9 protein-coding genes are annotated in these 12562 nt (G+C 69.0%); 3 read left to right on the top strand and 6 right to left on the bottom strand.

Annotation, left to right across the window (positions count from 1 at the left end):
* Position 1 precedes the first annotated feature (1 nt).
* Complete coding sequence (locus V3391_RS16085) at positions 2 to 1216, bottom strand: NAD(P)/FAD-dependent oxidoreductase (protein ID WP_332079444.1); 1215 nt, start codon at positions 1214 to 1216, stop codon at positions 2 to 4.
* A gap of 125 nt (positions 1217 to 1341) precedes the next feature.
* Between V3391_RS16085 and V3391_RS16080 the strand changes: the two genes are divergently transcribed.
* A complete protein-coding gene (locus V3391_RS16080) occupies positions 1342 to 2559 on the top strand; it encodes a BaiN/RdsA family NAD(P)/FAD-dependent oxidoreductase (RefSeq protein ID WP_332079443.1) in 1218 nt (405 codons plus the stop codon).
* 95 nt (positions 2560 to 2654) lie between these two features.
* On the opposite strand, the gene V3391_RS16075 is transcribed toward V3391_RS16080, so the two are convergent.
* From V3391_RS16075 to V3391_RS16055, 5 genes are all read right to left on the bottom strand, one after another.
* Entirely contained in the window at positions 2655 to 3728 is a 1074-nt protein-coding gene (locus tag V3391_RS16075; protein ID WP_332079442.1) for a 3-deoxy-7-phosphoheptulonate synthase, read from the bottom strand.
* A 235-nt stretch (positions 3729 to 3963) separates the two neighbouring features.
* Positions 3964 to 6156, bottom strand: coding sequence for an AsmA family protein (locus V3391_RS16070; RefSeq protein WP_332079440.1), 2193 nt, complete (start codon positions 6154 to 6156; stop codon positions 3964 to 3966).
* A 141-nt stretch (positions 6157 to 6297) separates the two neighbouring features.
* The gene (gene groL, locus V3391_RS16065) at positions 6298 to 7938 is read right to left on the bottom strand and encodes a chaperonin GroEL (RefSeq protein WP_332079438.1); all 1641 of its coding nucleotides are present in this window, start codon (positions 7936 to 7938) and stop codon (positions 6298 to 6300) included.
* Positions 7939 to 8036: 98 nt separating this feature from the next.
* Positions 8037 to 8327, bottom strand: a complete 291-nt coding sequence (locus V3391_RS16060; protein WP_232147877.1) for a co-chaperone GroES — start codon at positions 8325 to 8327, stop codon at positions 8037 to 8039.
* A 316-nt stretch (positions 8328 to 8643) separates the two neighbouring features.
* A complete protein-coding gene (locus V3391_RS16055) occupies positions 8644 to 9129 on the bottom strand; it encodes an acyloxyacyl hydrolase (RefSeq protein ID WP_332079437.1) in 486 nt (161 codons plus the stop codon).
* 360 nt (positions 9130 to 9489) lie between these two features.
* Between V3391_RS16055 and V3391_RS16050 the strand changes: the two genes are divergently transcribed.
* Both V3391_RS16050 and V3391_RS16045 read left to right on the top strand, forming a co-directional pair.
* A complete protein-coding gene (locus V3391_RS16050; protein WP_425497301.1) occupies positions 9490 to 11883 on the top strand; it encodes a protein-disulfide reductase DsbD family protein in 2394 nt (797 codons plus the stop codon).
* A complete protein-coding gene (locus V3391_RS16045; RefSeq protein WP_332079436.1) occupies positions 11880 to 12479 on the top strand; it encodes a TlpA disulfide reductase family protein in 600 nt (199 codons plus the stop codon). Before V3391_RS16050 ends, V3391_RS16045 begins: the two co-directional genes overlap by 4 nt.
* The last annotated feature ends 83 nt before the right edge of the window (positions 12480 to 12562 follow it).

The raw sequence follows: 12562 nt of genomic DNA, 5'->3' as shown, positions 1-12562 counted from the left end.
GTCAGCGGTCGAGTCGATCGAACGAGAACAGCGCCGCCAGCGGATGTTTGCGCCGCTCGATCAGCGCCCGCAGCAGACCCGCGCCCAGCATCGAATAGGTGATGCCGTTGCCGCCGTAGGCCATCGCGAAATGCACGCGCTTGCCGGTCGCGGCATGCGGGCCGAAGAACGGCAGACCGTCGTCGGTTTCGGCGAAGGTGCCGGCCCAGGAGAACGTGGGCGTCAGGTCGAGATCCGGACGGATCTTCGCGATCTGTTTCATCAGCACGCGCGCCTTCTTCTCCACCCGCGCATCGCGCCGCGCGGGCACGTCGACATCGTCGTCCTCGCCGCCGATCAGCAGGCGCCGGTCGCCGGTGGTGCGCATGTAGAGATAGGGCCGCGCGGTTTCCCAGACGAGGGTGTGGGTGAGCGGACCCAGCTCGGCTTCGGCGATCGGATCGGTGACGAAGGCATAGCTGCTGCGGTTGCGCGCGACCTGCTTGGGCAGCCAGTGCTGGCTGGCATAGCCGGCTGCGATCACGACGTGGCGGGCGCGAATGCGCGCGCCGTTGTCGGTCGTCGCGACGACATCGCGCGGACGCGCATCGAGGCGCAGGATCGCGGTGCGGTCGAACACCTGCGCGCCGCGTTTCACCAGTCGCGCGAGCAGCCGGGACGCGAAGCGGTAGGGATCGACCTGCGCCGCCTGCTTGCTGCGCAGCGCAGCGGGCGCGTCGATCATGTATTCGGCTTTCAGCGGTTCCGGTTCCAGATACTCGATGTCGAAGCCGTGGCGTTTACGCGCCTCGTATTCCTCGCGCAGGCTGGCGACGTCGCGCTTGCGGCTGGCGTAGTAGAGGCTGTCGGCGCGTTCGAAATCCACATCGCGCAGGCCGCGTGCGACCTCGCCCAGCATGTCGATCGATTCGCCGCAGGCGCGATACGCCAGCGCGGCATCGGCCTCGCCGTAACGCTTGGCCAGATCCACCAGATGGGTGTCGATCTCGTACTGCAGCAGCGCCGTGCTCGCGGCCGTGCTGCCCCAGGCGATGTCGCGCTGCTCGACGACGACGACCGAATGCCCGTGCGTGGCGAGTTCGTCTGCGATCAGTGCGCCGGTGATGCCGCCGCCGACGACCAGCACGTCGCAGGCCACGTCGGCTTCGAGCCGCGGGAATGCGTGCATCAGCCCGTTGCGCACGGCCCAGAAGGGATAACCGCTCTTGAGGTCCATGCGCGCGCATCGATGGGAGGTGCGGCAGTCTGGACGCGCGCGCGTGAACGCATCGCTGACGGCGTCCGACGACAGCCGCGGCCGGCGCCCGCTAGACTGCGCGCCCCTGCCCGACCCGTGCCGCGATGTCCGTCGTTCCCGCCCCCGCCTCCACCGCCCTGCCGTCCACGGAGTGGGACGTCATCGTGCTCGGTGCCGGTGCGGCCGGCCTGATGGCGGCGATCGCGGCCGGGCAACGCGGGCGCCGCGTGCTGGTGCTCGACCACGCGAACAAGGTCGGCAAGAAGATCCTGATGTCGGGTGGCGGCCACTGCAATTTCACCAACACCGGCACCACGCCGGCGCAGTACCTGTCGGACAACCCGCACTTCTGCAAGTCGGCGCTGGCGCGCTACACGCCGCAGGATTTCATCGAACTGGTCGACCGTCACGGCATCGCCTGGCACGAGAAGGAGCTGGGCCAGCTGTTCTGCGATGGCTCCTCGAAGCAGATCGTGCAGTTGCTGCTCGACGAGGCCGATGCCGTCGGCGTGCAGGTGCGCACGCACTGCACGGTGCAGCAGCCGCGACGCATCGACGACGGCTACGCGATCGACACCGCGGCCGGGCGTCTGCGCTGCACCTCGCTGATCGTCGCGACCGGCGGGCTGTCGATTCCGAGCATGGGCGCGACCGGTTTCGGCTACGACCTCGCGCGTGCCTTCGGCCACACGCTGGTCCCGACGCGCGCCGGCCTGGTCCCGCTGACGCTCAGTGGCAAACACCAGGAACGGCTGGACGAACTGTCCGGCGTCGCGCTGGATGTCGAAGCCGGCTGCAACGGCGCGTCCTTCCGCAACCGCATGCTGGTCACGCACCGCGGTGTCAGCGGCCCGGCGATCCTGCAGATCTCGTCCTACTGGCAGCCCGGCGACGATCTGCGCCTGGATCTGCTGCCCGGCCGCGATGCGCTGGCGTGGCTGCAGACGCAGCAGGCCGAACGCCCCGGCACCGAACTGAAGAACGTGCTGGCCGAACTGATGCCACGCCGCTTCGCCCAGCGCCTGTGCGAGATCTGGCTACCGAACCGGCCGATGAAACAGTTCACGCCCCCGCAGCTGCAGGACACCGCCGCATTGCTGCAGGCCTGGCCGCTGGTCGCCAGCGGCACCGAAGGCTACCGCACCGCGGAAGTCACGCTGGGCGGCGTGGATACCGGCCGCGTGTCGTCGCGCACGATGGAATCGCAGCACGCGCCCGGGCTGTACTTCATCGGCGAAGTGCTCGACGTCACCGGCTGGCTCGGCGGCTACAACTTCCAGTGGGCCTGGGCCTCGGGCATGGCGGCGGGCAGCGTGGCCTGACAGCATTTCTGTGGCAGCGCGCTTGCGCGCGATGCTGCGGGACCGGAAAGGCCCCCTCGCGCGCAAGCGCGCTCCCACAGGGTTGATGTATCCGCTCAGGCCGCCTGCGCGTCGGCGCGCGCACGGCGCGTCCGCACCGCATCGGCCAGACGATCGAGCGTGCGCACCGTCGTGTCCCAGTCGATGCAGCCGTCGGTGATGCTCTGGCCGTAGACCAGCGGCGTGCCCGGCACCAGCGCCTGCTTGCCCGCCACGAGATGGCTCTCGATCATCGCGCCGACGATGCGGCGCTCGCCGCCTTCGAGCTGGCGCGCGATGTCGTCGATCACCTTCGGCTGGTTGTCCGGATTCTTGCTGCTGTTGGCGTGGCTGGCGTCGATCATCAACGCCGCGCGCTGGCCCTGCGCCTGCAGCACGCCGGACGCCGCCTCGACGTGCGTCGCATCGTAGTTCGGCACCGCGCCGCCGCGCAGGATCACGTGGCAATCCGGATTGCCGGACGTCGAGGCCACCGCGCAGCGCCCGTCCTTGCCGACGGCGAGGAAATGGTGCGGGTGCGAGGCTGCGCCGACCGCGTCCACCGCGATGCGCACGTCACCGCCGGTGCCGTTCTTGAAGCCGACTGGACACGACAGGCCCGACGCCATCTCGCGATGCACTTGGCTCTCGGTCGTGCGCGCGCCGATCGCGCCCCAGGCAACCAGATCGGCGAGGTACTGCGGGCTGATGATGTCGAGAAATTCGACGCCGGCCGGCAGGCCCAGCGCATTGACCTCGCGCAGCAGGCCGCGTGCCAGACGCAGGCCCTTGTCGATGTGGAAGCTGCCGTCGAGATCGGGATCGTTGATCAGGCCTTTCCAGCCGATCGTCGTGCGCGGCTTCTCGAAGTACACGCGCATCACCAGTTCCAGCGCATCGCCGTGCGTGTCGCGCAGCGCGCGCAGGCGATGCGCGTACTCCATCGCCGCGATCGGATCGTGGATCGAGCATGGGCCGACGACGACGATCAGACGGTCGTCCTCGCCGTGGAGGATCGCGTGGCAGGCGGCGCGGGCGTCGGCGACGGTCGTCGACATCGCGTCACTGCAGGGTAGTTCGGCGAGCAGCGTGGCGGGCGGGGTCAGCGGTTGCAGGTCGCGGATGCGGAGGTCGTCGGTGTGCGGGGGCATGGTCGATCTCGGAAACGGAAAGGCTGGAAACGAAAAAAGCCGCCAGGGTCTCTGGCGGCTTCCGGGAAAACGTGCGACCTGGTGTCAGGGCGCGCGCGGACCGTCCGCCGCCTGTGGCGTCGGAAACGCATACCAATAGAAAAAGCGGGCGGGGCGCGAGGTCATGGCGTCATTGATACCACGGCATTCCGCGCGGTGCGACGGTTGCAGTCGCGACCATCGCGGCCCGCCGCCGTCATTCGGGCAACAGCGGCGGCCGCGATTCGTACCAGTCGCGCGCACCGGCGATGTGCAGCTTGCGGTCGCCGCCCTGCAGCTCGACGCCCATGCCCAGCACGCCCCAGCGCGCGTACAGATCGCCATCCGGCGTGCCGTCGGCGATGCGCAGCCGCGCCTGCATGTCGATGCGGTCGTTGCTGGCCTGCACGCGGTCGAACACCAGCTCGTTGCCGCGCAGCCGCAGATCGCCGGTCGCGTGCGCTTCGCCGGAATCGATCAGATTGCCGATCCAGCGCGGGAACACGCTGCGCTCGGCGAACAGCCCCAACAGCACGCTGACATCACGCATGTCGACGCGGCCGCGGCCGCTGACCTCGAAAGGCTCGCGCCAGTCCAGCGTGCCGTTCTCCAGCGCGAGCCGTGCCCACCAAGGCGCGTCGTCGCCACCCGACCCGTCGAGCCGTACGCCGTCGAGACGCAGCGCCATCGTATCGATCCTGTAACGCCGTCCGACCCGCTGCATGCGCGACAGGCGACTGTCGAGATCGACATTGCCCGACAGCTGCGACGGTCCCAGCGCCACGCGCACATCCTGCCCGCGCACGCGCATGCGCCCGCCGATCATCTCGCCGCCGTTGTCCAGTCGGATGTCGCCGCTGGCATGCCCGCTGCCGCCGACCAGACGCGCACTGTCGCCGGGCAGATAGCGGTTGTAGCTGCGCAGGTCCGGCACCTGCGCATCGTCGAAACGCAGGCGCGCATCGAGGCGCTCGTGGAACTCGGCAAGCGCGCCGGTGGAACTCAGATCGAGACGAAGATCGCGACCGCGCAGATCGATCCGGTCCGGCGCCGATTCCGGCGCGAGCGTGAAGCGGTCGAGGACGATGCCGATCGTCGTGCGCTGGCCGGCCTGCGCGTCGTCGCGCATCCGCATGCGCGCGTGCGCGTTGCCACTGAAACGGTTGTCGAGCACACGCGCGGTCAGCGCGGCATCGTCGAGATCGATGCGGCTGCCGGGCTGCAGCTGCCCGTCGTGCAGGCGCACGTCGGCATCGAGATCGGCGCGACCGTCGAAGGCCAGCCAGTCGATGTCGCGCAGGATCACGTCGATCCAGCGCAGCGGCACCGCCGGCCATTGCGTCTCGACCGTCCCGCCCAGCGCGCGCACCGGTCGCAGCCAGTCATCGGGACCGATGCGGCGATCGGCGACACGCAGGTCGGCGCGCAGCCACGGCGTGCCCGACGCCGGCGCGGTCACGCGCGCGGCCACGAGAATCGCGTCGGACGAGGTGCGCAAGGCCACGCCCAGCGGATGCCGCAACGGTGTGCCATCTGCGGCGCTGGAATACACCGGCGCCGACCAGTCGAGCTGGCTGCCGGGCATCAGCACGCCGCGTTCGAGCGTCAGATCGGCACGCAGATGGCCGACGAAACCGGCGGTGCCGATCGGCAGGGCGTCGTCGTTGCGCGCGACCAGATCGATCCCCGGCGCCGGCCCGTCGACGCGCATGCGCGCATCGAGCAGCACGAGTTTCTCTTCGCCCTGCGCCTGCTCACGGATGTGGGCGGGGATCGCGATCTCGAAATCGAGCATGCCCTCGCGCAGCACGGTCACGTCGCTGATCTGCAGGGTCGCGTCCGGCATCTTCAGTGTGGACGGACCGACTTCCATCGCGCCGCCCTGCAGCGTCTTCTCGAACGCGAAGCGCGCCTCGCCGTGCCCGGTCACGCGCGCGTCGTAGAAATCCAGCCGCAGCAGGCTCGGCGTGGTGATCGCGGCGAAGCGGATCGTCCACGGCGACTTGCCGGGACGCACCGTGCTCGGCAGATCGTGTGGCGTGCGCGCGACGTGGACCGACACGTTCTGCGCGCGGATCCTGCCGAACGTGACCTGGCGCCCGAGCAGCGGCAGGATCCGGATGCGCCCGTTGGCGCGCGGACTGGCGACCGTCCACACGTTCGTGCGCGCATGACCGCCCATGACGATGCCGCGTGCGTGGATGTGCCCGGGATACAGACTCATCGCCCAGTCCCAGCGCGCATGGAAGCGCTCGGGCTTGCGGTTGATGATGTCCGCGCCGAACGTGCTGTTGAGGAACACGTTCGCGGCGACGAGATACAGCAGATACAGCACGCACGCGACGAGCGCCGCACGACGCAGGCCGCTGCGGTGCACGCGCCACCACGGATCGGGAGAAGTCGCCGGCATGTCGTGAGCATGGCCGATCACCGGTGACGGCTGCCTGCACGCGACACGGTGGAGCCCTTACACACGGCACGGATACGGGGCAAAAAAAACCCCGCCTCGCGGCGGGGTTCTTCGTGCAACGGTACAGCGGATGGGGCTGGATCAGAAATCCATGCCGCCCATGCCGCCCATGCCGCCGCCGCCCGGCATCGCCGGCTCTTCCTTCTTCGGCAGCTCGGCGACCATCGCTTCGGTCGTGATCATCAGACCGGCGATCGAGGCCGCGTTCTGCAGGGCCGAACGGGTGACCTTGGTCGGATCCAGGATGCCGAACGCGATCATGTCGCCGTATTCCCCGGTCGCGGCGTTGTAGCCGAAGTTGCCGCTGCCGTCCTTGACGGCGTTGAGCACGACGCTCGGCTCTTCACCGCAGTTGGTGACGATCTCGCGCAGCGGGGCTTCCATCGCACGCAGGGCGATCACGATGCCGTGGTTCTGGTCTTCGTTCGCACCCTTCAGACCGTGGATGGCCTGCAGCGCGCGCACCAGGGCCACGCCGCCGCCCGGGACCACGCCTTCTTCGACCGCTGCGCGCGTGGCGTGCAGGGCGTCTTCGACGCGGGCCTTCTTTTCCTTCATCTCGATCTCGGTCGACGCGCCGACCTTGATCACCGCAACGCCGCCGGCCAGCTTGGCCACGCGCTCCTGCAGCTTCTCGCGGTCGTAGTCGGACGAGGTGTCCTCGATCTGCGCCTTGATCTGCTTGATGCGGGCTTCGATACCACCGGTCTCGCCGGCGCCGTCGATGATCGTGGTGTTCTCCTTCGAGACCTGGATCTTCTTGGCGCGGCCGAGGTCGGCGATCGTCGCCTTCTCGAGCGTCAGGCCGACTTCCTCGGAGATCACGGTGCCGCCGGTCAGGGTGGCCATGTCTTCGAGCATCGCCTTGCGACGGTCGCCGAAGCCCGGCGCCTTGACGGCGCAGACCTTGACGATGCCGCGGATCGTGTTGACGACCAGCGTCGCCAGCGCTTCGCCTTCGACTTCCTCGGCGACGATCAGCAGCGGCTTGCCGGCCTTGGCCACGCCTTCGAGGACGGGCAGCAGGTCACGGACGTTCGAGATCTTCTTGTCGTACAGCAGGATGAAGGGGTCATCCAGCTCGGCCGACATCGACTGCTGGTTGTTGACGAAGTACGGCGACAGGTAGCCGCGGTCGAACTGCATGCCCTCGACGACGTCGAGTTCGTTGTCCAGGCCCGAGCCTTCTTCAACGGTGATCACGCCTTCCTTGCCGACCTTCTTCATCGCGTCGGCGATGATCGTGCCGATCGACTCGTCCGAGTTAGCGGAGATCGTGCCGACCTGCGCGATCGCCTTGTCGTCGGCCGTCGGCTTGGACAGGTTCTTCAGCTCGGCGACGGCGGCCTTGACGGCCTGGTCGATACCGCGCTTGAGGTCCATCGGGTTCATGCCGGCCGCAACGGCCTTCGAACCTTCGCGGATCAGCGCCTGCGCCAGCACGGTCGCGGTGGTGGTGCCGTCACCGGCGTTGTCGGAGGTCTTGGACGCGACTTCCTTGACCATCTGCGCGCCCATGTTCTCGAACTTGTCGGCCAGCTCGATCTCCTTGGCGACGGACACGCCGTCCTTGGTGATCGTCGGCGCGCCGAAGCTCTTCTCGAGCACGACGTTGCGGCCCTTCGGGCCCAGGGTTGCCTTGACGGCATTGGCAAGAATGTTCACACCACGCACCATCTTGGAACGTGCGTCTTCGCCGAAGCGGATTTCCTTCGCAGCCATTGCGGTATTACCTCAGAAATGAAAGGGGATTGAAGGGCGGGCGGTGCCCGCCAAGGGTCGATCGCGGGATCGCGCGGACGCGGTGCGTCCGCCGCGGATCAGCCGACGATCGCGAGGACGTCGTCTTCCTTGACGATCTTGTATTCGATGCCGTCGGCCTTGTAGGCGCTGCCGGCGTACTGGCCGTAGATCACGATGTCGCCGACCTTGACCTTCGGCGCGCGCACGCTGCCGTTGTCCAGGGCCTTGCCTTCGCCGACGGCGACGACTTCACCCTTGGTGGGCTTTTCCTTCGCGTTGTCCGGAATCAGGATGCCGCCGGCGCTCTTCTCCTCGGCCTCGACAGGCTTGACCACGATGCGGTCGTAAAGCGGCTTCAGGTTGCTCATTACAGCCTCGCTAAGTAATTGATTGGAAAGAAATCGGTCGCCAATTCTAGCACTCGCACATGGCGACTGCCAGAAACCGCGGCGCACGCACCCGGCAGAACCGGGACCGGACGGGAGATGGGCACGGGGAATCGGAATGCAAGGGCGGCCGAGGAAAAATGTCCGCCTGCCGATGCGCCTGTGCCCGCCGCAACCGACAGGCACGCAGTCATGCACGGCCGCCGCGCGGCCGGGAGGCCTGCGGGAGTGCAGATGTATCCATGAGGCCGCCCCACCGGCGCGACGCCGGCGCAGGGCGAGCGGCGTCAATCCGTCGTCAGCGGAAGCGCCACGCGGCGAGCAGCATCGTCTCGCCGTCGTTGGGCTGCTTGATGCTCGCGTTGGAGATGTGTCGGGCCAGCAGCGAGAACCGCTCCCAGCGCCAGCCGACGGTGCTGACGAACTGCGGATTGCCTGACAGCGCGCTCGTGCGGCCGGCCTGCACACCGACGCCAAAACCGGCGACGAAGCCGTTGTCGCGCTCGTAGCGGGCGCCGCCGTGGAACACACCGGCGTCTTCGGACAGATCGAAGCGCGTGTTGTCGCGGCCGCGCACGTAGACCGCGCCGACGTCCCAGCGCAGCACACCATTCTGCGTGCGGCGCCATTCCGGCAGCCAGGCCACGCTGGCGACGAAGGTGGTTTCGTTTTCCCGCGTCGCGGACGCGCCGACGGCGATGTCGACGGGCGCGCTCTGGGCGGCGGCGGGCAGGGTGGCGCAGGCCAGGAGGGCTGCAGCAAGGAGAGAGAGGATCGGGCGCATCGAACTCTGTAGGAATCGCTAGGCGATTCGGCTGGTCTGGGGAAGGTCAGTAATTATACCGACCGGTTCAGTAATGCGTGCGACATCTTTCTCCCACTGGCGGGATGCTGCGTCCGCACGGCGGCGCGCCAGCGTGGGCGGCGGCGCGTGGAGACGCCGTGCACGGCCCGCGTGGCGTCGCATTCGGAGGCCTCTGCCGTCGCGCCCGGACGCAGGCCTGCGTCCGGCCGCGTCTCGATCGGCATCGCCGCTGCGCTCGTGCCGCTCGCCGAGCGGGATGACAGGCGCTGAACCCGCGTTCGGGCATCGGCCATGGCGGCCTGCGATACTGGCGCGATGCGTGCGCCCTCCTCCGATGTCATGTCCGGCCGCGATCGCCGGCCCCGTTCCTTCACCGCGTGGCTGATGGCCTCGGTGCTGCTGTTCGCCGGGCTGCCGGCGTGGGCACAGGGCATCGGCTTCGACGACGTGCTACCGGTCGACGAAGCGCTGCAGGTCTCGGCCGAGGCCGTCGCACCGGGCCGGATCGAGATCCGCTGGACCATCGCCGACGGCTATTACCTGTATCGCCATCGCATGGGCGCTCGGGTCGAGAGCGGCTTCAAGACCAATCCGCTGCAGTTGCCGGCCGGCCACAAGCACACCGACGAATTCTTCGGCGAGGTCGAGACCTATCGCGGCCGGGTCACCGGCGTGCTGACCGGCGCGGCGGCCGACGGCGTCGAGACGCTGCAGGTCGAAGTGAAATACCAGGGCTGCGCGGATGCGGGCATCTGCTATCCGCCGCAGACGCGCGTGCTGCAGGTCGCATTGCCGGGCGGCACTGCGGGTGCCGCACGCGCGCCGGCCGCGAGCGATGCCGGCTTCGCCGCGTTCGGCCAGGCCCTCGGCGGCAACAGTGCCGGCCGCACGCCGACGCTCACCGGTGCGAACGATGCGCTGCCGCCGGAACGTGCGTTCGCGTTCGAGGCCATCGCGGGCGACGGCGACACGATCCTGCTGCGCTTCACCCCGGCCAAGGGTTACTACCTCTATCGCGACCGCAACCGCTTCGAAGTCCGCGGCGCCGACGGCATCCGCGCCGGCGCGCCGCGCTGGCCGAAGGGGCAAGCGCATCACGACGCGCACTTCGGCGACGTCACCGTCTATTTCGACCAGGTCGACGTCCCGCTGCCGCTGGTGCGCACGACGGCCGAGGCTGCGCAGGTCGAGGTCGTCGCGACGTTCCAGGGCTGCCAGGACGAAGGCATCTGCTATCCGCCGATGACCCGCACCGTGCGCGTCGCCTTGCCGGCGGGCCGTGTGCAGACGGTGGCCGACGCCGCGGCTGCGTTGGGGGGCGCTGCATCGACTGGCGACGCCGCCACGACGGACGCGACCGACACTGCGGCCGACACCTCCACATTTGAAAGCCCGTCGCCTGTTGCAACCGGAGACACCGACGCGTCGACCGCGTCGACTGCAGACGCAGAGACTTCCAATGCCAGCGCCGACAACGCAGCGCGCACGCGCCCGCCTGCCGCCGCGTCGATTGGCCTGTTCGCCGCCCTCGGCCTGGCCCTGCTCGGCGGCGTGCTGTTGAACCTGATGCCCTGCGTGCTGCCGATCCTGTCGCTGAAGGTGCTGGGCATCGCGAAGAGTGGCGGCAGTCGCGCGGCCGCACGCGCGCATGCGCTCTGGTACACGGCCGGCGTGCTGGTCGCGTTCGCGCTGGTCGGCCTGCTCGCGATCGCCCTGCGCGCCGCCGGCCAGGCGATGGGCTGGGGCTTCCAGTTGCAGCAGCCCTGGTTCGTCGCGGCGCTCGCCTATCTGATGTTCGCGGTGGGCCTGAGTCTGTCGGGTGTCTTCAGCCTCGGTGGGCGTATCGGCAACGTCGGCCACGCGCTGGCGGGACGCACCGGCCCGGTCGGCGATTTCTTCACCGGCGTGCTGGCCTGCGTGGTCGCCAGCCCCTGTATCGCGCCCTTCATGGGCGGCGCGCTGGCCTATGCCTTCACCGCGTCGACGCCGATGGCGCTGGCGGTGTTCCTGATGCTGGGCCTGGGACTCGCCCTGCCGTTCCTGCTGATCGGCTTGGTGCCGGCACTGGCCGACCGCCTCCCCAAGCCCGGCGCGTGGATGGAGACGCTCAAGCAGGTGCTGGCGTTCCCGATGTATCTCACCGCGCTGTGGCTGGCCTGGGTGCTCGGCAAGCAGCGCGGCGTGGATGCGATGGCGCTGCTGGTCGCAGGCATGACCGTGCTCGCGCTGGCGTTGTGGTGGTTCGAACGGCGCCGCTGGACCGGCCACGCCCTGCATCGCGGACTCGCGCTGGCGCTCGCGCTGCTGGCCCTGCTGCCGGTGATCGCGGTCGGCCGGCTGACGACGCCGTCGACGGCGAACACCACGGCCAGCGAAAGCGGCACGCACGTCGCCTACTCCGCGCAGCGCCTGGCCGCCTTGCGCGCCGCCGGCACGCCGGTGTTCGTCAACATGACCGCCGACTGGTGCGTGACCTGCAAGGCCAACGAGCGCCGGGTGCTGTCGGGCGCCACGTTCAAGACCGCGATGGCCGATGCCGGCGCGACCTACATGGTCGGCGACTGGACCAATGTGGATCCGGAGATCGGCGCCTTTCTCGAGGCGCATGGCGCGGTCGGCGTGCCGTTGTACGTGGTGTATCCGGCCGGCGGCGGTGACGGCGTCGTGCTGCCGGCGCTGCTCAGCGATGCGATCGTCGTCGACGCGCTCGGCCGCACGGGCTCACTGCAATGAAGGTCGGGCCGCTGACCGTCGTCGCGATCGCGGTCGTCGCCGGCGGTCTCGGGGTGCTCGCCAGTCTGTTCGTCGGCGGTCCGGGGCCGCTGCTCGGCACCGAGGCCGGACAACGTCTGTATGCCGATACGCTCAGTGCGACCGCGCCGGCGCCGCCCGACGGCGTGACCGTCGCGCGCCGCGGCGACGTCATCACGTCGTTCGAAGTCGCCGGTCTGGACGGACCGACGCTGCAGGTGCCGGCCGCCTACGCCGGTCGACCGGTGCTGGTGAACCTCTGGGCGAGCTGGTGCGGGCCCTGCATTGAGGAAATGCCCGAACTGGACCGCTTCGCCCGCGAACAGGGTGAGACCGGCGTACAGGTACTCGGCATCGCACTCGACGATGCCGAGGCCGTGCGGGCATTTCTCGCGCGGATTCCAGTTACCTATGCCATCGCGCTCGATGCGCCCGGCCCGGCCGATGCCGGCGTGCGCCTGGGCAATCCACGCGGCGTGCTGCCCTACACGGTGCTGCTCTCGCCGGACGGGCGGTTGCTCAAGCAACGGATCGGCCCGTTCGCCCACGGCGAGATCGACGGCTGGGTCGCGCCCTGACGCGTAAAATTCAAACGGACGTTTAAAATCGCCAAACGTCTGCGAACTGGACACCATCGGGGACATCCCGCAGACTTCGCGCA

The organism is Luteimonas flava, from assembly GCF_036584485.1.
Taxonomy (GTDB): Bacteria; Pseudomonadota; Gammaproteobacteria; order Xanthomonadales; family Xanthomonadaceae; genus Luteimonas; species Luteimonas flava.
The sequence above is the reverse complement of the archived record's forward strand: the minus strand, read 5'-3'. Positions and strand labels throughout refer to the sequence as shown.